Source organism: Streptomyces sp. NPDC048392 (assembly GCF_043200575.1).
Lineage (GTDB): Bacteria > Actinomycetota > Actinomycetes > Streptomycetales > Streptomycetaceae > Streptomyces.
Genome location: NZ_JBICYB010000001.1, coordinates 832145 through 856070, shown reverse-complemented (window position 1 = coordinate 856070; position 23926 = coordinate 832145). Strand labels below are relative to the sequence as shown.

The 23926-nt window shown below is 72.8% G+C and carries 21 protein-coding genes and 1 pseudogene; 7 read left to right on the top strand and 15 right to left on the bottom strand.

Annotation, left to right across the window (positions count from 1 at the left end; genetic code table 11):
* Positions 1–28 precede the first annotated feature (28 nt).
* The 5 genes from ACGFYH_RS03750 (at position 29) to ACGFYH_RS03730 (ending at position 4428) form a co-directional block, all read left to right on the top strand.
* A complete protein-coding gene (locus tag ACGFYH_RS03750; RefSeq protein WP_393801488.1) occupies positions 29–802 on the top strand; it encodes an IclR family transcriptional regulator in 774 nt (257 codons plus the stop codon).
* Positions 803–805: 3 nt separating this feature from the next.
* Positions 806–1276: a GNAT family N-acetyltransferase gene (locus ACGFYH_RS03745; RefSeq protein WP_393801487.1), complete on the top strand. Its 471-nt coding sequence runs from the start codon at positions 806–808 to the stop codon at positions 1274–1276.
* A gap of 289 nt (positions 1277–1565) precedes the next feature.
* Positions 1566–3020 (top strand): peptidoglycan D,D-transpeptidase FtsI family protein, encoded by a 1455-nt coding sequence (locus ACGFYH_RS03740; protein ID WP_393801486.1) that lies wholly within the window; start codon positions 1566–1568, stop codon positions 3018–3020.
* A gap of 71 nt (positions 3021–3091) precedes the next feature.
* Positions 3092–3655 (top strand): SigE family RNA polymerase sigma factor, encoded by a 564-nt coding sequence (locus ACGFYH_RS03735; RefSeq protein WP_393801485.1) that lies wholly within the window; start codon positions 3092–3094, stop codon positions 3653–3655.
* Positions 3652–4428 carry a hypothetical protein gene (locus ACGFYH_RS03730; protein ID WP_393801484.1) on the top strand — a complete coding sequence of 259 codons (777 nt, stop codon included), beginning with the start codon at positions 3652–3654 and terminating at the stop codon, positions 4426–4428. The genes ACGFYH_RS03735 and ACGFYH_RS03730 overlap by 4 nt, the downstream gene beginning before the upstream one ends.
* 282 nt (positions 4429–4710) lie before the next feature.
* On the opposite strand, the gene ACGFYH_RS03725 is transcribed toward ACGFYH_RS03730, so the two are convergent.
* The 15 genes and pseudogenes from ACGFYH_RS03725 to ACGFYH_RS03655 form a co-directional block, all read right to left on the bottom strand.
* Positions 4711–5844, bottom strand: a complete 1134-nt coding sequence (locus ACGFYH_RS03725; protein WP_393801483.1) for a pectinesterase family protein — start codon at positions 5842–5844, stop codon at positions 4711–4713.
* Between the two features lie 74 nt (positions 5845–5918).
* Positions 5919–7265: a polysaccharide lyase family 1 protein gene (locus ACGFYH_RS03720; protein ID WP_393801482.1), complete on the bottom strand. Its 1347-nt coding sequence runs from the start codon at positions 7263–7265 to the stop codon at positions 5919–5921.
* A 51-nt stretch (positions 7266–7316) separates the two neighbouring features.
* Positions 7317–8118: pseudogene (locus tag ACGFYH_RS03715) on the bottom strand (rhamnogalacturonan acetylesterase).
* A 184-nt stretch (positions 8119–8302) separates the two neighbouring features.
* A complete protein-coding gene (locus ACGFYH_RS03710) occupies positions 8303–9667 on the bottom strand; it encodes an ABC transporter substrate-binding protein (RefSeq protein WP_393801481.1) in 1365 nt (454 codons plus the stop codon).
* A gap of 89 nt (positions 9668–9756) precedes the next feature.
* Positions 9757–11286 (bottom strand): family 43 glycosylhydrolase, encoded by a 1530-nt coding sequence (locus tag ACGFYH_RS03705; RefSeq protein WP_393801480.1) that lies wholly within the window; start codon positions 11284–11286, stop codon positions 9757–9759.
* Positions 11283–12128 carry a PmoA family protein gene (locus ACGFYH_RS03700; RefSeq protein ID WP_393801479.1) on the bottom strand — a complete coding sequence of 282 codons (846 nt, stop codon included), beginning with the start codon at positions 12126–12128 and terminating at the stop codon, positions 11283–11285. The genes ACGFYH_RS03705 and ACGFYH_RS03700 overlap by 4 nt, the downstream gene beginning before the upstream one ends.
* Positions 12125–13282, bottom strand: a complete 1158-nt coding sequence (locus tag ACGFYH_RS03695) for a Gfo/Idh/MocA family protein (RefSeq protein WP_393801478.1) — start codon at positions 13280–13282, stop codon at positions 12125–12127. The genes ACGFYH_RS03700 and ACGFYH_RS03695 overlap by 4 nt, the downstream gene beginning before the upstream one ends.
* Complete coding sequence (locus ACGFYH_RS03690) at positions 13279–14175, bottom strand: carbohydrate ABC transporter permease (RefSeq protein WP_393801477.1); 897 nt, start codon at positions 14173–14175, stop codon at positions 13279–13281. Before ACGFYH_RS03690 ends, ACGFYH_RS03695 begins: the two co-directional genes overlap by 4 nt.
* Positions 14172–15107 (bottom strand): carbohydrate ABC transporter permease, encoded by a 936-nt coding sequence (locus ACGFYH_RS03685; protein ID WP_393801476.1) that lies wholly within the window; start codon positions 15105–15107, stop codon positions 14172–14174. Before ACGFYH_RS03685 ends, ACGFYH_RS03690 begins: the two co-directional genes overlap by 4 nt.
* 152 nt (positions 15108–15259) lie before the next feature.
* Positions 15260–16996: an L-arabinonate dehydratase gene (gene araD / locus ACGFYH_RS03680; RefSeq protein WP_393801475.1), complete on the bottom strand. Its 1737-nt coding sequence runs from the start codon at positions 16994–16996 to the stop codon at positions 15260–15262.
* Positions 16993–17901, bottom strand: coding sequence for a dihydrodipicolinate synthase family protein (locus tag ACGFYH_RS03675; RefSeq protein ID WP_393801474.1), 909 nt, complete (start codon positions 17899–17901; stop codon positions 16993–16995). The genes araD and ACGFYH_RS03675 overlap by 4 nt, the downstream gene beginning before the upstream one ends.
* Complete coding sequence (locus ACGFYH_RS03670) at positions 17898–18566, bottom strand: GntR family transcriptional regulator (protein WP_393801473.1); 669 nt, start codon at positions 18564–18566, stop codon at positions 17898–17900. The genes ACGFYH_RS03675 and ACGFYH_RS03670 overlap by 4 nt, the downstream gene beginning before the upstream one ends.
* Positions 18567–18758: 192 nt before the next feature.
* Positions 18759–19376, bottom strand: a complete 618-nt coding sequence (locus ACGFYH_RS03665; protein WP_393801472.1) for a TIGR03086 family metal-binding protein — start codon at positions 19374–19376, stop codon at positions 18759–18761.
* Between the two features lie 289 nt (positions 19377–19665).
* Positions 19666–20835 carry a hypothetical protein gene (locus ACGFYH_RS03660; protein WP_393801471.1) on the bottom strand — a complete coding sequence of 390 codons (1170 nt, stop codon included), beginning with the start codon at positions 20833–20835 and terminating at the stop codon, positions 19666–19668.
* Complete coding sequence (locus tag ACGFYH_RS03655; protein WP_393801470.1) at positions 20832–21830, bottom strand: 5-dehydro-4-deoxyglucarate dehydratase; 999 nt, start codon at positions 21828–21830, stop codon at positions 20832–20834. Before ACGFYH_RS03655 ends, ACGFYH_RS03660 begins: the two co-directional genes overlap by 4 nt.
* 225 nt (positions 21831–22055) lie before the next feature.
* Here ACGFYH_RS03655 and ACGFYH_RS03650 point away from each other — a divergent pair, with 225 nt between their 5' ends.
* Complete coding sequence (locus ACGFYH_RS03650; protein ID WP_393801469.1) at positions 22056–22865, top strand: NAD-dependent epimerase/dehydratase family protein; 810 nt, start codon at positions 22056–22058, stop codon at positions 22863–22865.
* 272 nt (positions 22866–23137) lie between these two features.
* The gene (locus ACGFYH_RS03645; protein ID WP_393801468.1) at positions 23138–23908 is read left to right on the top strand and encodes a DeoR/GlpR family DNA-binding transcription regulator; all 771 of its coding nucleotides are present in this window, start codon (positions 23138–23140) and stop codon (positions 23906–23908) included.
* Positions 23909–23926: the final 18 nt, after the last annotated feature.

Below are 23926 nucleotides of genomic sequence, written 5' to 3'. Positions count from 1 at the left end.
TTCCCGTCGAACGAAGGGGTCAAGGGCGATGTCGGCTGTCGAGACGGGGGGCGGAGCGCAGGTCAAGTCCGCGGTACGGACGGTTGAGCTGCTCGAGTACTTCGCCGGACGCCCCGGTATGCACTCCCTCGCGTCGGTCCAGGAGGCCGTCGGTTACCCCAAGTCCAGCCTCTACATGCTGCTGCGCACGCTCGTGGAGCTCGGCTGGGTGGAGACGGACGCCACGGGCACGCGGTACGGCATCGGCGTACGGGCGCTGCTGGTCGGCACCTCGTACATCGACGGTGACGAGGTGGTCGCGGCGGCCCGGCCGACGCTGGACCGGCTCTCCGACGACACGACGGAGACCATCCACCTCGCGCGGCTCGACGGCACGAACGTCGTCTACCTGGCCACCCGGCAGTCGCAGCACTACCTGCGGCCGTTCACCCGGGTCGGCCGCCGGCTGCCCGCCCACTCGACGTCGCTGGGCAAGGCGCTGCTGAGCACGTACACCGACGAACAGGTGCGCAAGATGCTGCCGGAGACACTCCCGGCGCTCACCGAGCACACCATCACCGACCGGGAGAAGCTCATCGGGGAACTGCACCTGGTGCGCGAGCGGGGCTTCGCCGTGGACCGCGAGGAGAACACGCTGGGACTGCGCTGCTTCGGCGTGGCGGTGCCCTACCGCGACCCCGCGCGGGACGCGATCAGCTGCTCGGTGCCGGTGGCCCGGCTGACGCCCGCGCACGAGCAGACGGTGAAGGACGCGCTGTTCGACGCGCGGGACCGGCTGACGCTGGCCACACGTAGGCTCTGACGCATGCACATCGCACTGCGCGAGGTTCACGACAGCGATCTGCCCGTCTTCTTCCGGCAGATGAACGATCCGGAGGCCCTGCGCATGGCGGCCTTCACCCCCGAGGACCCCTCCGACTGGGACGCGTTCGCGACCCACTGGAGGAAGATCCGCGCCTCCCGCGACGTCGTACGCACCATCCTGGGCGACGGTGACGTCGTCGGCAGCACGGCGGTGTACGGGGATCCGGGCCAGCGCGAGGTGACGTACTGGGTCGACCGGGCGTACTGGGGGCGGGGCGTGGCCACGGCCGCGCTGCGGGCGCTGCTCGCCGAGGTGAGGGACCGCCCGCTGTACGCGCGCGCGGCGGCCGACAACACGGGGTCGCGGCGCGTGCTGGAGAAGTGCGGCTTCGAGACCGGCCCGTGGGCCCGGGGGTTCGCGACGGCCCGGGGCGAGGAGATCGACGAGGTCGTCCTGCACCTCGCGGAATGACCCGCCCCCCGCCCTCCGCCGTGCCGCGGAGGGCGGATGTCGCGGTGCGGGACACGTCCGGGGGGTGTGGGCGCGGGAGCGTGGAGCCACGACGCAGACGCCCGCCGACGGCGCCTTCCCGGCCGCCCCTGCCGCGGGGCCCGGCCGCGCCCGCTTCATCGGTGTCGTTTCGTGGACCCCCTCCTCCGGGACCTCCAGGAGGGGAGGGGTCGGGGACCGACGATGAGAAAGATGAGAAAACGGGGCACATGGGAACGATGCCCTCCCGCCCGTTCGTCCTGTCACCGGGATGAACAAGACGATCAGGCGCGCCTCGGTCTTCACGCTGCTCCTGGTGTTCGCTCTGCTGATCAGGGCGACCTGGGTGCAGTTCTACGAGAGCCAGGCGCTCGCGGACGGCAAGGAAAACCGGCGCAACGCGATAGAGACGTACGCAGAGCCGCTCGGGAACATCATCGTGGCCGGCCGGTCGATCACCGGCTCGGCGCCGACGGAGGGGGGTGACCTCGCGTACCGGCGCACGTACGAAAACGGGAAGCTGTACGCGGCGGTGACGGGCTACGCCTCGCAGGCGTACGCGCCGACGCAGCTGGAGGGCATATACCAGGACGTGCTCAACGGCACCGACCCGCGGCTGAGGACCGTGATGGACACGATCACCGGCACGCGGGCCGAGCCGGGCAACGTGGTGACGACGATCGACCCGGACGTGCAGAAGGCCGGGTTCGAGGCGCTGGGCGACACGAAGGGCGCCGCCGTCGCCATCGACCCGAAGACGGGCAGAATCCTCTCGGTCGTCTCCACCCCCTCCTACGACCCGGAGTCGCTGACCGACGCCAACACCGCCGGTGAGGCCTGGAAGAGGCTCACCAGCGACCCGGACAAGCCGCTGACCAACCGCGCGCTGCGCCGGCCGCTGCCGCCGGGCTCGACGTTCAAGCTGGTCGTGGCGGCCGCCGCGCTGGAGAACGGGCTGTACGGGTCGGTGGACGAGAGGACCGACAGTCCGGACCCGTACACCCTGCCGGGCACCACGACGGACCTGACCAACGAGAACCCGAACGCCCCGTGCGAGAACGCCACGATCCGCACCGCGCTGCGGTACTCGTGCAACAACGTCTTCGCGAAGATGGCCGTCGACCTCGCGCAGGACGACCTGCGCGCCATGGCCGAGAAGTTCGGCTTCAACGACGAGACGCAGGACGTGCCGGTACGGGCCCACACCAGCGTCTACCCGAAGGACATGAACCGGTCGTCGACGGCCCTGACGGGCATCGGCCAGTTCGACGTGACGGCGACCCCGCTGCAGATGGCGATGGTCTCCGCGGCCCTGGCCAACGGCGGCGAACTGGTCTCCCCGCACATGGTGTCGCAGGTCACCGACGGCGGCGGCGAGGTCCTGGAGGACCACACCGACGCGGACGCGAGGCGGATCGTCAGCTCCTCCACCGCCGAGCAGCTCCAGTCGGCGATGCGGACCGTCGTCGAGGACGGCACCGGGTCGAACGCGCGGATCTCCGGCGCGACCGTGGGCGGCAAGACGGGCACGGCCCAGCACGGCGAGAACAACAGCGAGACGCCGTACGCCTGGTTCACCTCGTACGCCAAGTCCGGCTCCTCGGACAAGGAGGTCGCCGTGGCCGTCGTCGTCGAGCAGTCCGACGCGGCCCGCAGCGAGGTCAGCGGCAACGGCCTGGCGGCCCCGGTGGCCAAGGCGATGATGGAGGCCGCGCTCAGGAGCTGACCCTCCCCCGCGGGTTCGGTCTGCCGTACGGTGTCCGACGCCCGGGAAGCCGCTGCGAGGAGAGTCCGCCCGTGGGGACAGACGTCGACGACGCCGCCGCGGAGTTCCACGCCTTCTTCGAGCGCCACCACGCCGAACTGGCCCGGCTCGCCCTGCTGCTGACGGGCGAGCCGGACGCCGCCGACGACCTCGCGGCGGACGCCCTGCTGGCCCTGTGGCACCGCTGGGACCGGGTCCGCGCGGCCGACCATCCGGCGGCGTACGCGCGCGGCGTCGTCGCCAATCTGGCCCGCACCCGCGTCCGGAGCGCGGTGCGCGAGCGCAGACGCGTCGCCCTGTTCTGGTCGCAGCGCGCGGAGCGGACGGAGAACCCCGACGTCGCGGGCGTGGTGGACGTGCAGGGGGCGCTGCGCCGGCTGCCGTTCCGCAAGCGCGCGTGTGTGGTGCTGCGGCACGCGTTCGACCTCTCCGAGAGGGACACGGCGCTCGCCCTGGGCGTCTCGGTGGGTACGGTGAAGAGCCAGACGTCGAAGGGGGTGGCCGAACTCCAGCGCTTGCTGGGCCCCCGGGCGGCCCCCCGGCAGGTGCGCGCGGTGATCGCGCGCAGCCGTGGGGCCGCGGGAGGGAACCGATGACCGGGCGGCGGGACGTGGACGGGGAGCTGCGCGCACGGCTGCACGAGGCGGCCGCGGCGTACGAGCCCGACCGGGCCGGGATCCTGACCCGGGTCGAACGCGGCATGGCGGTCCGCGACCGCCCCGGCCGGCGCCGGCCGGCCGGGGCGCCGCCGCTGGGCCGGCTGCGCGTGGCGGGTGCCGCCGCGGCGGTGGCGGGCGTCCTTGCGGTCGGCGGCCACGCGGTCACCTCGGCGGTGCGGGACGACGCCTCCGCACGGCGCCCGGTCGCCGCCCCGACCGGCCCCCTGGAGTCCCGGCCGCCGTGGTCGGACGGCCCGCCGTGGTCGGACGGCCCGCCGTGGTCGGACGGCCCGCCGTGGTCGGACGGCCCGCCGTGGTCGGACGGCCCGCCGTGGTCGGACGGCTCGGTGGACCCGCACGGCAACGACTTCTGGGCGCGGAGCGTCATCGCCCTGAAGACGAGCGCTCCCCTGACCTCCCTCACCGTCGAACTGCGGGTGGCCCAGACCGGCTCGGTGACCTCCACCGGAGCCTGGCGGTCGCTGCCGGAGGACGACTTCGGCCTCACGGTCGACGAGCGGGACGGTTTCCTGGTCTACCGGTGGACGCTCGAGCGGGGGCGTACGGTCCCGGCGGGCGAGTGGATGTTCGCCGGCCAGTACAACCACGAACGCGGTGGCCGGGACGCCCGCGGCGACCGCTACACGGCGACGGCCACCGCGGCGTCCGAACGGCTCTCGGTGCGCGGCGGCTTCACCGCCCGCGGCTGAGCGCTCCGGTCCGGCCCCCTCCTGGGCCGGCACCCCGATGTCGTACGGCTCGTGGGTGGAGTCGGCCGTCGACTGGCCGGCGGTGGCGGCGCCCGTGCCGTACGAGACGGCACCGGCGGCGGTGACGGTCGCGAAGCACGGTGGTTCATGCGTGACACAGGTCTCTACGCGTGTCATCCGGGGGGAGCGCGAGACCCGTGGCCGGATCCGCGCCCCTTACCTGGCGGTAGTCGCGCCAAGCCGGTCAAGTGCCTTGCCGGCGGACCGTTGACGGCGCGTCGGTCAGTGCCGGCGGTCGTACGGCCGCCAGTCGCCGAGATACACCTCCCGGGTGTGCGCCGCGGCCTCGGCGCGGGTGAGCCGGGGCCGGTTCTCCGGGACGGTGACCGCGGCGCCGGGGCCGGTGTTGCGGTACTCGGCGAACCGCTGCTCCTGCCAGGGGTACGCGTCCCGCATGTCGGCGTACGGCGCCACCGCGTCGATGCCCGCGCCGAGGCGCGTCTCGCGCACGGTGAGCATCGGGCGGGCGGTGGTGTCGGAGCTGGGCACCCAGGGGCGGGCCAGCTTGTAGTAGCCGTCGGGGGCCTCGCTGGTGACGCGGCCGCGGGTCACCAGGTAGCCGCGCGGGTTGGCCCCCGCCGTGGACGGCGCGAACACGAAGCCGTACGGGGCGGTGTCGAGGTCGGGGCGGACCAGGGTGCGGAAGTGGCAGCCGTCGTACACCGCGGTCGCCCGGCCGAAGACGAAGTCGACGTCGCCCTCGACGTAGCAGCGCTCGAAGTACTGACGGGCGAAGAGGCCGCGGTCACGGGTGTCCGCGTAGAGGGTGTCCTGGTGGCCGAGGAAGCGGCAGGCGTGGAAGGCGGAACGGTCGCCCATGACCTTGAGGGCGACCGCCTGGGTGCCGGTCCAGCCGGGCTGGTCGGCGCGCAGCCAGTCGTTGGCGAAGGTGATCCCGCGAGCGGTGAAGCCGTCGGCGCGCACGGTGGTGGTGGCCGACCCGCTGGTGCCGTAGGTACCGGAGCCGTCCGGCCTGGGGGTACCGGCCGCGTTGTCGTACACGATGACGACGTCGCGCGGGTCCCCGGAGGCGCCGATCCAGGTCGCCCCGGTGCGCCCGGTGTCGACGGAGACCGTCTCGCGGTAGGTGCCGGGGGCCAGGACCAGCGTCCAGCCGTCGCCCCCGGCGGCGGTGACGGCGGCCTGTACGGAGGTGAAGTCGCCGCGCCCGTGCGGGTCGACGTACAGGGTCTTCGGGGTGCGGCGGGCGGCCGGTGAGCCGTACCGGCCGAAGGGGCACGGGCGCGGGTGCGGCCGGGCACCGGCGACGGCGGGGGCGGCCGCGAGGCCGAGGGCGGTGCCCGCGCCGGCGGTCGTCAGGAGGAATCCTCTGCGGGACTGGGCGGGTCGGGGCATGCGGGTGCTCCTTCGGGATGGGCCGGAGGGCCGGGGCGGTGCGGGCGCCCCGGCCCGGTACGCGGGGACGGACGTCAGCGCAGGCGGCCGGCGCCCGCGCCGTGGTCGACGACGACGGGGACCGCCCACGCCGGGAGGACCTTGGTGCGCAGGGTGGGTGTCCAGCCGGCGCCGGAGCGGAGGGTCTCGTCCGGGATCTGGGCGTTGTGCACCGCGATCAGGTCGACGGTGCGGCCGTTGACCCGGTTGTGCGCGGCGGTGAGCGGCGAGTCGTTCCAGCGCTTCAGCACCTTCGCCGGGCTGACGCCGACCGGCAGGGTGAAGGCGTTGTGCTCGGCGACGAGGGCGGACTCCTTGCCGACGCCGAAACTGTAGGCGTAGTCGTCCGAGGCCACGAAGTGGTTGTTGTAGACGTCGACCTGGCCGAAGCGGACGCGGGGCGCGCGCTCGACCAGGTTCCTGAACAGGTTGTGGTGGAAGGTCACCTTCAGGTGGCCGCGGTCGACGGCGGCGGTGGACTCGCTGTCGCTGTTGCCGATCAGGATCGTCTTGTCGTGCTCGGTGAAGACGTTCCAGGAGGCGGTGACGTGGTCGGCGCCCTTCACGATGTCCAGCTGGCCGTCGTGCTGCTGGTAGAGCATGCCGAAGTGGGTGGGCGCCGCGCTGTCGGGGTGCTCGCCGTCGGTGAAGGTGTTGTGGTCGAGCCAGACGTGCGTCGACCCGTAGACGACGGCGCTGTCGTACTCGGAGTTCCAGTTGCCCTTGTCGCCGTCCGTGGGGTCCCACTGCGGGAAGCAGTCCACGGGGCTCTCGAAGGTCAGGTTGCGGACGATGACGTTGTCCACGCCCTTGATCTGGAGGCTGGCGCCCTTGAGAGCGGCGCCGCGGCCGACGCCGATGATGGTGGTGTCGGCGGGGACGTTCGCCTTGACGGACCGGCTCTGCTGAGCGGCGGAGGCGCGGCGCAGGCCCTCGGGGCTGTCGTCCGGCTCGGCGCTCAGGTCGGTCTCCCTGCCCCAGTTCTGCGGGGAGTACTTCTCCAGGTAGGCGTCGAAGTCGTAGCCGGGCGCGGCGAAGGCGTCGCAGCCCTCCGAGACCGCGTCGACGGTGCCCTTGACCTTGATGATCCTGGGCGCGGTGCCCTCGGCGGCGAGGGCGGCCCGGAACCCGGCCCAGTCGGTGACGGTGTACACGTGCGCCGCGTCGGCGGCGGCCCCGCCGGTGGTGCCGGCGCCCTCGGCGGCCCAGCCGTCGTTCGCGGGCAGCGTCTGCCGGGCGGTGTCGCGGTGCTGGTGGTGGCCGGGGCGGGCCTGTGCCGTGGCGGCCGTCAGGCTCAGTACGAGGGCGGTGCAGCCGCACAGCGCGGCCGCTCTCTTCGTGGCGAGTTTGGTGGCATGCGCATGCCATTTCCGTGCGTTCATGGTGCGGCTCTCCTTCGGGTTCGGGCTGTGCGATGTGAGGCGAACGGGGTGCTACGCGGTGGCAGGCGCGGGCCAGCGGATCCAGGACTCGGGGATCTCCTCGTCCAGCCGGCGCACGTCCCGGTGCGCCAGCACCCGCCCGCGCAGCAGCTCCCGGGCGACGAGCCGGGCGACCGCGATCGCGCCCGGCGGGTTGAAGTGGGTGTTGTCCTGCTCGGTGGCGGTCCAGTTGAAGTACGCCTTGGTCCCGTCCACGCCGAGCCGCTGCCACAGCGCGAGCGACAGTGCCTGGATGTCGAGCAGCGCCACGCCCTGCTGACGGGCGAGCGCCCGCATCGCCGCCGGGTACTCCCCGTGGCTCGGCTGCGCGGTACCGCCCGCGTCGAACCGCCGCCGCTCGACGGGCGTGGCCAGCACCGGCCGCGCCCCGCGGGCCCGCGCGCCGTCGACGTACAGCCGCAGGTGGTCCTGGTAGGTCGTCCAGGGCTCGGTGTGACGGGTGGGGTCCTCGTCCTTCTCGTCGTTGTGCGCGAACTGGATGAGCAGGAAGTCGCCGGGGCGGATCGCGCCGAGCACGGCGTCCAGCCGCCCTTCGTCGACGAAGCTCTTCGAACTCCTTCCGTTCACGGCGTGGTTGGTCGACGCTCAGGTCCTTGCGGAGGAAGAAGGGCAATGCCATCCCCCAGCCGGTCTCGGGCGCGGCGTCGGCGTACTTCTGCGCGGCGGTGGAATCACCGGCGATGAAGAGGGTGCGGGAGTGGCGTCCGCCGGCACGGGCGGTACCGGCGGCAGCGAACGCCAGAGGGAGGGAGGAGACGGCGGCTGCGGTGACTTGTCTTCGGCTGAGTGACACTCCGGTGTGCCTTTCGGGAAGGGGACGGACAGTTCCTCAGGGGCGCGGGCCGCTTCGATGCGCGACTGCGTCGCGTGGGCGCGAGCAGTGACCGCGGGCGGCCCGCGGTCCGCGGCGAACCCCGGACCACCCACGGCGGGACGACGAACGAACCCCGGACCGCCCACGGCGGGATCAGGGACGACTAACCCATCTGCTCCGTCCACTCGGCCTGCGCCTCGTTCAGCTGCTCGGCCACCGTGTCCAGGAACGCCTTCGCGCTCATCTTCCCGAGCAGCACCTTCTGGAAGTTCGGCTCGTTGTCCGCCTTGGAGATGGTGTTCCAGTCCGGCAGGTAGTACGGCAGCTGGACGATGGTCGTGGACCCGTCGTTCAGCGCCTCGGCCGCCAGCTTCGTCGGCTCGGCCTGCTGGATCCACGCGTCCTTCGCGGCCTCGGTGTTGGACGGCACCTGCCCGGCCGACTCGTTGAACTTCGAGTTCTGCTCCTTCGAGGTGGCGAACTCGATGAACTTCCAGGCGGCCTCCTTGTTCTTGGAGCTCTTGAACATGCCGAGCCCGTCGACCGGGTTGGACACCTGGACGCGCTTGCCCGCGGCGCCGACCGGCTGCGGGATGCCGCGGAACTTGTCGGCTCCGAGCGCCTTCACGTGGTCCTGGTAGGAGCCCAGGTTGTGGTTGAGCATGCCGATGGTGCCGGAGTCCCACTGGGCGACCATCTTGGCGAAGTCGTTGTTGACGTCGGCGGCCGGCGTGGCCTTCTTGTAGAGGGCCGCGTACTTCTCCAGCGCCTCGACGTTCCTCGGGTCGTTGAGGGTGGTCTTCTTCTTGCCGGCGTCCCAGAACGAGGTGATGCCGGACTGCCCGTACATCGCGTCGAGCGCCTGGGCGATGGAGCCGGAGCCGCCGCGGATGGTGTAGCCGAACTCGTTCTCGTCGGCGTCGGTCAGCTTCTCGGCGGCCGTGTAGAACCGGTCCCAGGTCGTCGGCGCCTCGAGCCCGGCCTTCTCGAACAGGTCGGTGCGGTAGTAGAGGACGCCGTTGTTGGCGGAGGTCGGCACCGAGTACAGGGTGCCGTCGCCGCCGCCCGCGGCCTTGAGGGACTCGACCATGTCCTTGTTGAGCTGCCCGCTCAGAGAGGACCCGGTGAGCCGGTCGTCCAGCGGCTCCAGGGCCTTCTGGGCCGAGAAGCCGGCCAGCATGGCCGCGCCGACGCCGCCGACGTCCGGCAGGCCGCCGCCCTGGATGGCGGTGTCGACCTTGGACTGGTACTCGGTGGCGGCGATCCCGACGTACTCCACGTCGATGTCCGGGTTCGCCTTCTCGAAGTCGGCGATGATCTCCTTCCAGACGGCCGTCCGGATACCGCCGTTGTTGTCCCAGAAGACGATCTTCCCCTTGCCGCTGCCCTCGGCGCCCTTGTCGCCGCCCGACCCGCTGCCGTCGTCGCCGCAGGCGGTGGCGGCCAGGGCGAGCACGGCCCCCAGGGCGACGGCGGCGGAAGTCCGGCGCCTGCGTGTGCCTCTGCTGCTGAGAATGCTGATCTTCATTGGTCGGCTCTCTTCTTCTGGATCCAACGGTGCGGTGGGACTGAGCGGTGAACATGCCGGACACGTGGGGGGTCGACGGGTGGTGCGGGTCACCGGCGCCCGATGCGGAACCGGCTGAAGGTGGCCACGCCGGCGTGGCCCTGGCCGGCGGGCGCGAGTGCGAACAGGCCGAGTAGCGCGCCGACCCAGCGCCAGGGCGTCGCGGCGAACTCCCGGCCGGTGGGGTGCGGGCCGTCGCCGAGGTCGTCGCCGAGGTCGAAGGAGAAACGGCAGCGTGCCCCGGGCACGGTCTCGATCCGGAGGCGGGCCCGGCCTCCGGGTGCGGAGCGGGGGCGGTCGGCGTCCCGCTCGGCCTCGGCGGCCGACTCGGCGAACCGGTGCACCAGGTGCACCGTCCCGTCCGCGTCCCGCTGGAGCCCGATCCAGCGGTAGGCGTCGCCGAGCACCGCGAGCCCGGCCCGCGCGCCCGGTTCCTCGCTGTCCAGCCGCAGCTCGACCTCGATCACCGAGGGGTCGCCGGGCAGGCGCTGGGTGAGGACGCTCGGCTGCAGGCGCAGGTCCCGCGCGTCGGCCGAGCGGACGCAGGCCAGCCGCAGCCCGTCCCCGCCGTGCCGGGTGGCCCAGCCCTCACGGGGGTTGGCCGTCCACGACCACTGGCGGCCGTAGCGTCCGCCGGGGAAGTCGTCGTCGGTCGCGGGTGCGGCGGCCGGCTGGGGCGGCAGGGCGGGACGCGGGTGCTCGGCGACCGGGGCGCCGTCGTCGCCGAGCACCGGCCACCCCTGCGGGTCCCAGCGCATGGGCTGGAGGTGGACCACCCTGCCGTAGGCGCCGCGCTGCTGGAAGTGCAGGAACCAGTCCTCGCCGGACGCCGTGCGCACCCAGCCGCCCTGGTGGGGGCCGTTGACGTCGGTGTCCTTCTGTTCGAGGACGACCCTCTCCTCGTACGGTCCGAAGAAGCCGCGGGAGCGGAAGGCGCCCTGCCAGCCGGTCCCGACCGACCCGGCGGGTGCCAGGATCCAGAACCAGCCGTCGTGCCGGTAGGCCTTGGGACCCTCCAGGGTGAACCAGCCGGGCAGGCGGTCGCCGTCGACGATGACCTCGCCCTCGTCGAGGAGTCCGGTGCCGTCGGGGTGCATGCGGTGGCCGGTGAGGCGGTTCCTGATCCCGGAGCGGGACCCGGCCCAGGCGTGCACGAGGTACGCCTCGCCGGTCTCCTCGTCCCACAGGGGGCACGGGTCGATGAGGCCCCTGCCCGCCTTCACCAGCCGGGGCGCGGTCCACGGCCCCCTGATCTCGGGGGCGTTGACCTGGAAGACGCCCTGGTCCGGGTCGCCCCAGAAGATCCAGAAGCGGTCGGCGCGGTGGCGCAGGGACGGGGCCCAGACCCCGCAGTCGTGGCGGGGCGTCGCGAAGGCCCGCCCGGGCTCCAGACGGTTCAGGGCGTGCCCGACCAGGGTCCAGTTGACCAGGTCGCGGGAGTGCAGGAGCGGCAGGCCCGGGACGCGGCCGAAGCTGGACGCGGTCAGGTAGAAGTCGTCGCCGACGCGCACGACGTCCGGGTCGGACCAGTCGGCGTTCAGGACGGGGTTCGTGTACGTCGGCGCGCTCTCGGGGGTCACGGGCTCACCGCCTTGCGTACGAGGGTGGCCGCGCCGTCGGCGTCCAGGCGGCCGTCGGCGACGACGGTGACGATCCGGCGGACCAGGGTGTCGCCGGGGGCGACGGGCACCCGCTCGTCGTGGGCCAGTGAGGAGCCGACCCCCGGGTACTCCTCGGTGCGCGCGAACCACGGGTCGCGCCGGGTGCGTTGGGTGGCGCCGGCGAACACCAGGGACCAGGTGTCCCCGGTCAGGGCGAGCCAGTCGGCGCGGCTGCCGTGCACCTCGGGCACGCCGTGGCGGTCGGCGGTGAAGACCTCGGGGGCCGTGCTTTCCTTGCGGGCGCGCCAGAAGAAGCCGCCGTACGCCGCGCCGGGGCGTCCGTTGGTGGCGGGGCTGCCGATGGTCAGGGGGGCGGGGGTGACGTTGGTGAGGGAGAAGGTGAAGTCCAGCGCCCAGGCGGTGGCGGTGAGTTCGGTGGCCGCCACCGTGCGGCGCTCGCGCAGCAGCTCGGTGCCGGCCGCGACCCAGCGCAGCTCCTCGACGAAGCCGTCGGGGTCGCGGAGCTGGAAGGCGGTGTGCCGCTGGGTGCCGTGGTTGTCCAGCTCGGTCGGCCCCCGGCCGCGGACGTAGGTGCGTCCGCCCCAGAAGTTGTGCCCCTCGACGTCGGGAACGGCGACACCGACGCCGAGGTGATGGAGGTGGTCGGCAGGGCGGAACTCGGTCACGGCCGTGCCGGCCAGGGTGGTGACGGGGTGCAGGCACGGGCGCGGGGAGAGCCGGGGCGGCAGCTCGGGCCGGGTGACGTAGCGGGCGACGGGGCGGCCCGCCACGCGCAGCACCGGGGAGTCGTTGCCGGTCATCGGGTGCTCACCTCGTATCGCGGGTGCTCGGTGCGCGGCGCCCAGGGCGCCCCCAGTTCGGAGTACAGGGAGAGGGTGTCGGCGGCGGCGGCGACCAGTCCGCCGATGCCGGGGACCACACGGCGGTTCTCCTCGGGAACGCGGCGCCAGGCGGCCTCGGGCAGCGGCTCCGGGTCGGGGGCCCGGCGGATCGCCTCCACGACCCGCATGAAGGCGCCCGTCTCGTCCGGGGGCACCAGCAGGGGGGCGCCGGTGGAGAGGTGATCGACCAGGTTCTCCAGCAGGTCGGTACGGCCGTACTGGTACTCCTCGGGGCCGTGGCCGCCGCGCTGGAGCAGGACGCGGTCCTGTTTGTACCAGAAGGTGATGCGGCCGCCACTGCCGTGCACCAGGACGTACGGCTCGTCGGCCCGCTCGGCGCACAGGGTCGCGGCGACGGTGACGCGGTGACCCCGTGCGGTGGTGACCCGGACGCAGGAGGTGTCGTCGGCCTCGATGTCGTTGGCGTGGCTCAGCTCGGTCTCGATGCCGGCGACGTCCTCGGCGCGGGTGCTGCCGCCGAGGGCGAGGGCGGTGGCGACGGCGTGCGCCAGGGGGTTGGTCAGCGCGCCGTCGATCACGTCGGCGCCGTTCAGCCGCCGCTTGCCCGACCAGGGTGCCCGGCGGAAGTAGGCCTCGTCCCGCACCCACGCCCCGGCCCCGCCGATGCCCGTGACCTCGCCGATCGCGCCCTCGGCGACCAGCTCGCCGATGGCCGGGACCGCGTGCGAGCCCAGCGACTGGAACCCGACCTGGCAGGCGACACCGGCCCCGGCGACCCCGTCGGCCATGCGCCGGAACTCGGCGTACGAGGGTGCCGGGGGCTTCTCCAGGAGCAGATGCACGCCCCGCCGCGCTGCGGTCAGCGCGAGGTCGGTGTGCGTGGGGATCGGCGTGCAGATCACGGCGACCCGGGCGCCGGTGGAGTCGAGCAGGGCGCCGAGGTCGGCTGACTGCTCGGGGAGTTCCCCGCCGGCCTCGTGCTCGGTCAGCGGGGTCAGCTCGCAGACGCCGGCCAGCCGGACCAGTCCGGCCCGCTCCAGACGGCGGATGTTGGCGACGTGCCAGCGGCCGTGGCCGCGGGCGCCGGCGAGGACGACGGGAACCCGGCTCATCCCTTCACCGCCCCCGCGCTGAAGCCGGTGATCAGCCACTTCTGGATGAAGGCGAAGACGATCACGACGGGGACGGCGGCGACGATGCCGCCGGCCGCGAGCGCGCCGAGGTCGACGCTGTCCGCGCTCATCAGGGTGTTGAGGCCGACCGGGATGGTCTGCTTCTCCTGGTTGTTGAGGAACATCAGGGCGAACAGGAAGTGGTTCCAGGAGTGCACGAAGGCGAAGGAACCCACCGCGATCAGGCCCGGCCGCAGCAGCGGCAGCACGACGACCCGGAAGGCCCGGAACCGGCCGCAGCCGTCGACCCAGGCGGCCTCCTCCAGGGAGTACGGCACGTTCTTGATGAAGTTGCTGATCAGGATGATCGACAGTGGCAGCTGGAAGACCGTCTCGGCGATGATGACGCTGCCCAGCGAGTTGATCATCTGGAGTTCGGCGAAGATCTCGAAGAGCGGCACGAGCAGCAGCGCCCCGGGCACGAACTGGGAGCAGAGCAGGCCGAGCATGAAGACCCGCTTGATCCTGAAGTCGAACCGGGCGAGCGCGTAGCCGCCGGCCAGGGCGACGAGAGTGGTCATCACCAGGGTCGCGAAACCGACGTACACGCTGTTCTCGAAGAAGGTGCCGAAGGACCGGTCGGTCCACACCTTGTCGAAGTGCTCGGTGGTCATCGGCCAGGGCACGAGCGAGGTCGAGCCGGCCGGGCGGAGCGCGAAGAGCAGGATCCAGTAGAAGGGGATCAGCGTGAAGACCAGGTAGATCCCGAGCGGCAGATAGATCTGCCAGCGGGGCACCTCGTCCCAGGCCGGGCGCTTCCCGCTGTGCCGCGGCGGTGCGGGGGCGACCCGCACGGGGGCGGGGGCGGCCGGGGCGGCCTCCTTGGTGATCACTTGTTCTCGCCTCCGAACTTGCTCAGCCGCAGGTAGACGATCGAGCAGAAGAGCAGGATCACGAACGCGACCGTGGTGAGGGCCGACGCGTAGCCGAAGTCGTGTGCGTCGACGCTGGTGTTGGCGATGTAGAGCGGCAGGGTGGTGGTCTCGCCCGCGGGCCCGCCGCCGGTCAGGGTGTAGAGCAGGTCGACGTTGTTGAACTCCCACACCGCGCGCAGCAGCGTGGACAGGATGATGGCGTCCTTCAGGTGCGGCAGCGTGATGTGCCAGAACTGCTTGATCCGGCTCGCCCCGTCGACCTCGGCCGCCTCGTACAGGTCCTTCGAGACGGACTGGAGGTCGGCGAGGATGAGGATCGCGAAGAAGGGCACGCCGCGCCACAGGTCGGCGACGACCGCCGCGGAGAACACCGTCGAGGTGTCCGACAGCCAGCTGGTGCCGTAGGAGCCGATGCCCATGTCGGCGAGGTAACGGGTGATGCCGGTCTGCGAGTTGTAGAGCAGTACCCAGATCGCGGAGGTCAGCACGCCGGAGACGGCCCACGGGGAGAAGACCATGGCGCGCCCGACGCCCCGGCCCACGAAGGTCTGGTTGACGATGAGCGCCAGCGCCAGACCGAAGAGCAACTGCAGCCCGACCTCGACGAAGACCCATTTGGCGCTGAAGACGAGGGTGTCCCAGAACATCGGGTCTTCGGTGAAGATCTTGACGAAGTTGTCGAAGCCCGCGAAGCCGTTCCGCCACGGCTTGGTGGGGTTGTACTCCTGCAGGCTGTAGTAGAAGACGCTGACGACCGGGTAGGCGATGAAGCCCAGCATCAGCAGGGCCGCCGGCCCGATCAGCAGGTACGGGAGCCTGCGCGGCGTGGCCGAGGCACGGCGCCGCCGGGGTGGCGCGGGCGGTTTCGCCACGGCTGCGGCTTGGGCCATGACAGTTCTCCGTTCTGGTACGTCGTGCGTGGGTCCCGCTCGGGTCGTGCGCGGGGTCGTGCGGAGTCGTACGGGGTCGTACGGGGTCGTACGGGGTCGTACGGGAAGCGCTTTCTCCACGGGCAGGGGTGTGCGCGGATCCGCCGTGCGGTTCAGCCGGCGTAGGGGTCCCGCACCTTGCCCGGGCGGGCCAGGAACTCGAAGTCGCAGCCGGTGTCGGCCTGGGTGATCTGTTCGTTGTAGAGCGCGCCGTAGCCGCGCTCGTAGCGGGCGGGCGGCGGTGTCCAGGCGGCCCTGCGGCGCTCCAGCTCCTCGTCGTCCACGCCGAGGTGCAGGATGCGGGCGTCGACGTCGAGGGTGATCGGGTCGCCGGTGCGGACCAGGGCGAGCGGTCCGCCGACATACGACTCGGGGGCCACGTGCAGCACGCACGCGCCGTAACTCGTGCCGCTCATCCGGGCGTCGGAGATCCGGACCATGTCGCGCACACCCTGCTTGAGCAGGTGGTCGGGGATGGGCAGCATGCCGTACTCGGGCATGCCCGGGCCGCCCTTGGGACCGGCGCCCCGCAGCACCAGCACGCTGTCGGCGGTGATGCCCAGGTCCGGATCGTTGATGGTGCGCTGCATGGTCCGGTAGTCGTCGAAGACGACGGCGGGCCCGGTGTGCTTGAGCAGGTGCGGCTCGGCGGCGATGTGCTTGATGACGGCGCCGTCCGGGCACAGGTTGCCGCGCAGTACGGCGACCCCGCCCTCGTGCGCGACCGGGTTGTCGCGGGTCCTGATGACGTCGTCGTGGTGGACCAGGGCGCCGTCCAGCTGCTCCCGCAGGGTGTCGTGCGAGACGGTCGGCCGGTCCAGGTGGAGCAGGTCGGTGATGCGGGAGAGGAAGCCGGGCAGGCCCCCGGCGAAGTGGAAGTCCTCCATCAGGTACGTCTGTCCGCCGGGGCGGACGTTGGCCAGCACCGGGACGGTGCGTGCGATGCGGTCGAAGTCGTCGAGCGTGAGGGTGACGCCCGCGCGGCCCGCCATGGCGATCAGGTGGATCACGGCGTTGGTGGAGCCGCCGAGGCCGAGCACGGTGGTGACCGCGTCCTCGAACGCGTCGGCGGTGAGGATGTCGCTCAGCTTCCGGTCCCGGTGGACCAGTTCCACGATGCGCAGTCCGGCCGCTGCGGCCATCCGGTCGTGCCCGGAGTCGACGGCCGGGATGCTGGAGGCGCCCGGGACGGTGACGCCGAGGGCCTCGGCGGCGGCGGTCAGCGTGGACGCGGTGCCCATCGTCATGCAGTGGCCGGGCGAACGGGCCAGACCGCTCTCCAGCTCCTGCAGCTCGCAGTCGCCGATGAGGCCGGCCCGCTTGTCGTCCCAGTACTTCCACATGTCGGTGCCGGAGCCGAGGGTCTGCCCGCGCCAGTGCCCGGGGAGCATGGGCCCGGCGGGCACGAACACCGTCGGGAGGTCGACGCTGGCGGCGCCCATGAGCAGGGCGGGCGTGGACTTGTCGCAGCCGCCCATCAGGACGGCGCCGTCGACCGGGTAGGAGCGCAGCAGTTCCTCGGTCTCCATGGCGAGGAGGTTGCGGTAGAGCATCGGGGTCGGCTTCTGGAAGGTCTCGCTGAGCGTGGAGACCGGGAACTCCAGCGGGAAGCCGCCCGCCTGCCAGACGCCCCGCTTGACCGCCTGGGCGCGGTCGCGCAGGTGGACGTGGCAGGGGTTGATGTCGGACCAGGTGTTGAGGATGGCGATGACGGGCTTGCCCAGGTGCTCCTCGGGGAGGTAGCCGAGCTGGCGGGTGCGGGCCCGGTGGCTGAAGGAGCGCAGGCCGTCGGTGCCGTACCACTGGTGGCTGCGCAGGTCCTCGGGGCGCTTGCGGGCGGGGCCGGTCATATCGACCACCCCGCGGCGATGGCGGCGACCTCGGCGCGCTCGCCCTCGGGCAGCGGCTTGCTCGGCGGGCGGACCTCCCGGCGGCACAGGCCCAGCGAGGCGAGGGCCTCCTTGACCACGGTGACGTTGTTGGCGGAACCGTTGGCCGCGCGCAGTTCCTCGAAGCGGCGGATCTGCTCCCAGACCTTCATGGCGGCCGGGTAGTCGCCCGCTCGCAGCGCCTCGATCATGTTGAGCGAGACGGCCGGAGCGACGTTGACCAGACCCGAGGTGAAGCCGGTGGCGCCCGCGGAGAAGTACGACGGGGCGTACGGCTCGGCCAGCCCCGCGACCCAGACGAAGCGGTCGAAGCCGGCGTCCCGGGCGAACGCGGCGAACTTGGCGGCGTCCGGGACGGCGTACTTCACGCCGACGACGTTGGGGCAGGCGTCGGCGAGGTCGGCGAGGCGGGCGCCGGTGAGCCGGTCGTTGCGGATGTAGGGCACGACGCCCAGTTCGGGCACGGCCTCGGCGATGCCGCGGTGGTAGTCGACCCAGCCGCCCTGGGAGACGTAGGGGTGGACGGGCTGGTGGACCATCACCATGGAGGCGCCCAGGTCGCGGGCGTGCCGGGCGGAGGCGACCGCGGTCGGCACGTCGTGGCCGACGCCGACCAGGATCTCCGCGCGCCCGCCGGCCTCCTCGACGGTCAGCTCGGTGACGAGGCGGCGCTCGGCCGGGGTGAGGGCGTAGAACTCGCCGGTGTTGCCGTTCGGGGTGAGGGTCGTGATGCCACCGTCGAGGAGACGACGCAGCAGGGCCCGGTGGGTGGCGGGGTCGACGGAGCCGTCCTCGGCGAACGGGGTCACCGGGATCGCCACCACGTCGGCCAGGGCCGCCCGCTGGGTCTCGAACGTCGCTGTCATGTCTGACCGACCTCTTCCTGGGCCGCCGTCCCCGCTTCGGGGAAGGCCCGCTCGACGAACGACGCGATGTGCGCGTGCAGGGCGCGGGCCGCGCCCTGCGCGTCACCGGCGAGGGCCAGACGCAGGATCTCCTGGTGCTCGCCGGCCTCCCGCTCCCAGGAGGGGTCGGCGGCCCAGGCGACGGCGGAGACGAGGGCCGCCTGGTCACGGACCTCGTCGAGCATCCGGCCGAGCAGCGGGTTGCCGCACGGCACGTACAGGGCGCGGTGGAACTCGCGGTTGGCCAGTGACCGCTCGGCGGTGTCCGTGGCCTGTTCGGCCCGGGTCAGGGCGGAGCGGGCGGCGTCCAGGGAGGCCCCGCGGCGCACGGCGCGCTTGAGGGCCTCGGGCTCCAGGAGGAGCCGGACGTCGTAGACCTCGCGCGCCATGTCCGCGTCCACCATGCGCACGGTGACGCCCTTGTACTGGCTCATCACGACCAGTCCGGTGCCGGCCAGCGTCTTGAGCGCCTCGCGCACCGGTGTCTTGGACACCCCGAACTGTGCGGCGAGGTCGGTCTCGACCAGGGCCTGGCCGGGCGTCAACCGGCCGGTGAGGATGCGGCGTTTGATCTCCTCCAGCACGTACTGCGTGCGGGAGGGGATCGGCGTGGGCACAGAGGTCATGCGCGCCTCTCGGAATCTCGCGTCGGATGCCGCGGGTCGGATGCCGCGACCGGACGGGGTGCTCCGGTGATCCGGTGGGATCTCTCGCGTATCTGATCTCGCGTATCGCGTCTCATATATGACGTACGGAGTACGACGCGTTGAAGGTAAGAGGGGCGCGGGGCCACGTCAATGCTTCTGACAAAAGGAAGTTCAGGTCGTGCCGCCGCCGAGGGCGGGGCGGGTCCAGCCCGGGGCGCGTCCGCTCAGCCCGACCGCCCGCTCCAGCAGCGGCGCGTCGGCGGGGACGGCGACGACGGGACCGAAGATCCCCTCGCCCCGGTCGGACTCCTCGGCGGCGGCGGACAGCAGGCCGTACGCCGCCTGGAGCGCGGCCGGGTCGGGGGCGTAGTCCTGGCCGGTGGCGCGGGCCAGGTCCCAGCCGTGGATCACCAGTTCGTCGGCGACCACGGCACCGGCGACCGCGCCGGGCAGGTCGATGCCGCCGGCCCGGGTCATGCCGGTCCACGCCTCGGGATCGCGCCACGCCTCGGCGACCTCCCCGAGCACGGCGGTGAACTCCTCGCGCCAGCCGGGCCCGATGTCCGGCACGGTCGCCCCGGGGCTGGTGTTCGTGGTGGGGCCCAGGTCCTTGCGCGCGGCGTCGCGGAAGGCGACGGCCAGGCCCGTCAGATGCCCGAGCAGGTTGCGCACCGCCAGGTCGGGGCAGGGCGTCGGGTCCGCGAGCCGGGCTTCGCTCACGCCTTCGGCGAGGCGGGTGAGAATCCTGGTCTGCGGGCCCAGGTCGAGGGTGGTGGTGTCGGCGGTCATCGGCTGCTCCTCGGAACGCGTGTGGTCGGTTCTCCGGGAAGGTGGACCGATCGCGCCCGCGAAACTCATCGGTGGCCGGGACCGCCGGCCCCACCGGCCCCACCGGCCCCACCGGCCCCACCGGCCCCACTGGACCCATCGGCCCCACTGGACCCACAGGACCCCGGGACCGCCGGCCCCGCCGACCCCGCCGGACCCCGGGACCGCAGACCCCACCGGACCCCGGGACCGCAGACCCCGGCGGGCCCGGCGGGCGGTAGTACCGCGTTCGCGTCCGGACCGCCCGCGCTCACCCCGCCCCGAGCGCCGAGCGCACCGCCGCCAGGTCCCCGTCCGACGCCAGACCGGTGTGGTACAGCCGCAGTTCCGTCGCGCCCAGTTCGCGCGCGCGGGACGCGTCCGCGGCGAGGGTGTGCGGGCTGCCGCCCAGGCCGGCGACCACGGTGAGGTTGGCGGCGAGGACGGCACCGGCCCGGCCCTGTTCGGCGAAGGGCGTCAGCAGGCCCGCGCCGCCCGTGCACGGCACGACCACGCCGTCCGCGACGGACAGGACGTGCGCGGGATCGACACCGGCGTTGGCGCCGCAGTGGTACGACACCGGGTCGGCGTGCAGCAGGACCTGGAAGCCGTCGGGTGCGGCGGCGCGCACGGCCGCGACCGCCGCTTCCTGAAGCGTGCGGGCCCTGTCGTCCCGCCACGCGCGCGTGGCGTTCGCCGTCGCCTCGCCGAGGAGCTTCTCGACGCCCGCCCAGCCTCCGTCCGAGGGCGCGGCGCCCCGCCACACCGGCTCCAGCGCGGTGCGCACGGTGGCGGCGAGTTCGTCGGCGTCGAGGCCCTGACCGCCGTACCCCGCCCGGCAGTCCGGGCAGAAGCACAGCGACATCAGGTACTGCCCGGCGTCCCCGAGGGCGACCCCGCCCGTCTTGTCGTGGGCGTGCAGGTGGGCGAGCCCGTACCAGCCGAGGGACTCCAGTTCGGTGCCGCGCGCCCCGGGCCGCACCGCCGCCTCGGCGGCCAGGTCGGTGAGGTACGCGCGCGTGGCGGGCTGCGCGATGCACGGCGCCCAGGGGTAGCGGTCGCCGTAGGCGTTGACGACCGAGGTGTGCGGCTGCTCGGCGCCGAGCCGGGAGCTGTGGGCGAGGACGACCCAGGTGTGCACCTCCAGGCCCGCGTCGGCGAGCGCGGCGGCGGCCTCGCCCCAGGCGTCGCCGGGCGCCCAGTCACCGGCCTCGTAGGGGCGCGGCGTGCGGCCCGCCCAGCGGGCGGCGTCCGGCGGGTAGAGGACGGCGGCGTACTCGGCGGTGACGACGCGGTGGCGCGGGTGGCGGGGGGTGAGGGCGCGGGTGGAGTGGTAGGCGGCGGCGAGTGTCACCTGCGCCACGCCGAGGTCCGCGACGAACGCGGCGGCGCCGGGGTCGCCGTTGACGTCCCACGGGTAGACGAATGCCGATGCCTTCACTTGCCACCCTCCTCGTCGGTCTCCACGCCGGTCCCTGCGTCCGCCCGCGCGTCCGTCCGCGCGTCGAGCAGTTCGTGGCCCCGCTCGATGATCCGGGCCAGCTGCTTCACATGGTCCTCGGTCGGCTCCTGGAGCGGCGTCCGCACCTCCCCCACGTCCAGGCCGCGCAGCCGTACGCCCGCCTTGACCAGGGCGACGGCGTAGCCGCGGCCCTGGGCGCGCAGTTCGACGAACGGCCGGTAGAAGCCGTCCAGCAGACGGTGCGCCGTGGCCTCGTCGCCCGTGCGCAGCGCCCGGTGGAAGGCGAGGGCGATCTCGGGGGCGAAGCAGAAGGCGGCGGACGAGTAGAGGGTGACGCCGAGCGCGCGGTAGGCGAGCTGGGTCTGTTCGGCGGTCGGCAGTCCGTTGAAGTACAGGAACTCCTCACCGGGCAGCTCCGTGCGCACCGCGCTGATGATCCGCTGCATGAGGTCGAGGTCGCCGAGCCCGTCCTTGAGCCCGACGATGCCGTCCGTGCGGGCCAGTTCGACCACGCTCTGCGGGGTGAACACGGCGTTGTCGCGCTGGTAGACGATCACCGGCAGTGAGGTCGCGGCGGCCACCTCCCGGTAGTGCCGCACCAGTCCCTCCTGCCCGGCGAGCACCAGGTAGGGCGGCATGGCGAGCAGCCCGTCGGCACCGGCGTGTTCGGCGAGGCGGGCGTAGCGGACGGCGAGGGCGGTGCCGTAGCCCGCGCCCGCCAGCACGGGCACCCGCCCCGCGGTCTCCTCGACGGCCGCGCGGACGCAGGCCCCGAACTCCTCGGGCGTCAGGGCGTGGAACTCGCCGGTGCCGCAGCAGGCGAACACGGCGGCGGCCCCGGCCTCGACCCCGCGGCGTACATGAGCGCGGTAGGCGTCGAGGTCCGGGGCGCCGTCGGGGCCGTACGCGGTGACGGGGAAGAAGAGCGGCCCGCTGGGCACGGTGAGCCGGGCGGCGAGAGGGACTGAGGTCACGGGCGCTCCCCGTTCCATGGTCATGGTCGATGCACGACCGTCGTCATATGCATGAAAGGTGTCCATATCTCTGAACGCAACCACGCTAAGCCGCCCCGCGAACACCGTCAAGCAGGCGCCCTCTTGACGCGTGACCACCCGTTCCTTAGCGTGTCCACGCATATGAACGCCGGGCACGCTTTCGCACGGCTGCCGCTACAGGAGACCGATCTAGGAGTCCCGAGGATGCCCGCTCCCCGCACCGTCCTGCTCACCGGCGCCGCCGGCGGCCTCGGCACCCTGATGCGGGATCTGCTCCCCGGCCACGGCTACGAGCTGCGCCTGCTCGACCTGCGCCCCGTCGAGGGCGAGCCGGACGCGATCGTCGCCGACCTGGCCGACCGGGACGCCCTGCGCGAGGCGGTCCGGGGCGTGGACGCGATCATCCACCTCGCGGGCATCTCCCTGGAAGCCTCTTTCGAGAAGATCCTCGCGGCGAACATCGAGGGCACGTACAACCTGTACGAGGCCGCCCGCCAGGAGGGCGTCCGCCGCATCGTGTTCGCCTCCTCCAACCACGCAGTCGGCTACACCCCCCGCCCGCAGGGCGACGACCCCCTCATCCCGGTCGACGCGCCACGCCGCCCGGACACCTTCTACGGCCTGTCCAAGTGCTTCGGCGAGGACCTCGCCCAGCTCTACTGGGACAAGCACGGCGTCGAGACCGTCTCCGTCCGCATCGGCTCCTGCTTCCCCGAGCCGACCAGCGTGCGCATGCTCTCGGTGTGGATGAGCCCCGCGGACGGCGCCCGCCTCTTCCACGCGGCGCTCACCGCCGAGAACGTGGGGCACACCGTCGTCCACGGCTCCTCCGCCAACACCCGTCTGTGGTGGGACCTCGCCTCCGCGCGGGCGCTCGGTTACGAACCGCGGGACGACTCCGAGCCGTACGCCGAGAAGCTCGTCGCCGAGCAGGGCGACCTCGACCCGGGCAACCCGGCCCACGCCCGCCTCGGCGGCCACTTCGTCACCGACCCCCCGATCTGGCCGTACTGACCGGAAGACGACCCCACGAGAAGCGGGCGGGCACCGAACGGGCCCGTCCGCTTCCGCAAGCGGGCATCCGCACTGCCCGTTCTCACTCCGTCCCGCGCTGCATCCCAGGTCCGAGACGGGCAACGGGCGCCGCGAACGGGCACACACGGGCAGTATCGGGTCCGCAACAGGCCTGGTCAGTGCCGCGCGACCGCTGTAGAACTTCCCCCAAGGGCCGAGCAGGCCCGAACGGGCAGGCGCACGGCGACGAGGCGGTGAGGCAGGTGTTCGGCATGGGCACGAGGACGACGGAGGAACGCCGGCACGAGATCGTGCGGGTCGCCCGCGCCACCGGCTCGGTCGACGTCACCGCGCTCGCCGCCGAACTGGGCGTCGCCAAGGAGACCGTACGACGGGATCTGCGCGCCCTGGAGGACCACGGCCTGGTCCGCCGCACCCACGGCGGCGCCTACCCGGTGGAGAGCGCCGGGTTCGAGACCACCCTCGCCTTCCGCGCCACCAGCCACGTGCCCGAGAAGCGCCGGATCGCGGCCGCCGCCGTCGAACTGCTCGGTGACGCGGAGACGGTCTTCGTCGACGAGGGCTTCACCCCCCAGCTCATCGCCGAGGCCCTGCCCCGGGACCGGCCGCTGACCGTCGTCACCGCGTCCCTGCCGGTCGCCGGCGCTCTGGCCGAGGCCGGCGACACCTCCGTACTGCTGCTCGGCGGCCGGGTCCGCTCCGGCACCCTGGCCACCGTCGACCACTGGACGACGAAGATGCTGGCCGGCTTCGTCATCGACCTGGCGTACATAGGTGCCAACGGCATCTCCCGCGAGCACGGCCTCACCACCCCCGACCCCGCGGTCAGCGAGGTCAAGTCGCAGGCCGTCCGCGCCGCCCGCCGCACGGTGTTCGCCGGCACGCACACCAAGTTCGGGGCGGTGAGCTTCTGCCGGTTCGCGGAGATCGGCGCCCTGGAGGCCATCGTCACCAGCACGCTGCTGCCCTCGGCCGAGGCCCACCGGTACTCGCTGCTCGGGCCGCAGATCATCCGCGTCTGAGAATCCGATCCAGTCCCC

Excerpts from the sequence above, each read along its gene's own strand:
- ACGFYH_RS03645 (WP_393801468.1), top strand. The coding sequence starts at position 23,138 with ATGGGCACGAGGACGACGGAGGAACGCCGGCACGAGATCGTGCGGGTC.
- araD (WP_393801475.1), bottom strand. The coding sequence starts at position 16,996 with ATGACCGGCCCCGCCCGCAAGCGCCCCGAGGACCTGCGCAGCCACCAG.
- ACGFYH_RS03725 (WP_393801483.1), bottom strand. The coding sequence starts at position 5,844 with ATGCCCCGACCCGCCCAGTCCCGCAGAGGATTCCTCCTGACGACCGCC.
- ACGFYH_RS03740 (WP_393801486.1), top strand. The coding sequence starts at position 1,566 with ATGAACAAGACGATCAGGCGCGCCTCGGTCTTCACGCTGCTCCTGGTG.
- ACGFYH_RS03665 (WP_393801472.1), bottom strand. The coding sequence starts at position 19,376 with ATGACCGCCGACACCACCACCCTCGACCTGGGCCCGCAGACCAGGATT.
- ACGFYH_RS03700 (WP_393801479.1), bottom strand. The coding sequence starts at position 12,128 with ATGACCGGCAACGACTCCCCGGTGCTGCGCGTGGCGGGCCGCCCCGTC.
- ACGFYH_RS03730 (WP_393801484.1), top strand. The coding sequence starts at position 3,652 with ATGACCGGGCGGCGGGACGTGGACGGGGAGCTGCGCGCACGGCTGCAC.
- ACGFYH_RS03720 (WP_393801482.1), bottom strand. The coding sequence starts at position 7,265 with ATGAACGCACGGAAATGGCATGCGCATGCCACCAAACTCGCCACGAAG.
- ACGFYH_RS03750 (WP_393801488.1), top strand. The coding sequence starts at position 29 with ATGTCGGCTGTCGAGACGGGGGGCGGAGCGCAGGTCAAGTCCGCGGTA.
- ACGFYH_RS03745 (WP_393801487.1), top strand. The coding sequence starts at position 806 with ATGCACATCGCACTGCGCGAGGTTCACGACAGCGATCTGCCCGTCTTC.
- ACGFYH_RS03650 (WP_393801469.1), top strand. The coding sequence starts at position 22,056 with ATGCCCGCTCCCCGCACCGTCCTGCTCACCGGCGCCGCCGGCGGCCTC.
- ACGFYH_RS03710 (WP_393801481.1), bottom strand. The coding sequence starts at position 9,667 with ATGAAGATCAGCATTCTCAGCAGCAGAGGCACACGCAGGCGCCGGACT.
- ACGFYH_RS03685 (WP_393801476.1), bottom strand. The coding sequence starts at position 15,107 with ATGGCCCAAGCCGCAGCCGTGGCGAAACCGCCCGCGCCACCCCGGCGG.
- ACGFYH_RS03670 (WP_393801473.1), bottom strand. The coding sequence starts at position 18,566 with ATGACCTCTGTGCCCACGCCGATCCCCTCCCGCACGCAGTACGTGCTG.
- ACGFYH_RS03695 (WP_393801478.1), bottom strand. The coding sequence starts at position 13,282 with ATGAGCCGGGTTCCCGTCGTCCTCGCCGGCGCCCGCGGCCACGGCCGC.
- ACGFYH_RS03675 (WP_393801474.1), bottom strand. The coding sequence starts at position 17,901 with ATGACAGCGACGTTCGAGACCCAGCGGGCGGCCCTGGCCGACGTGGTG.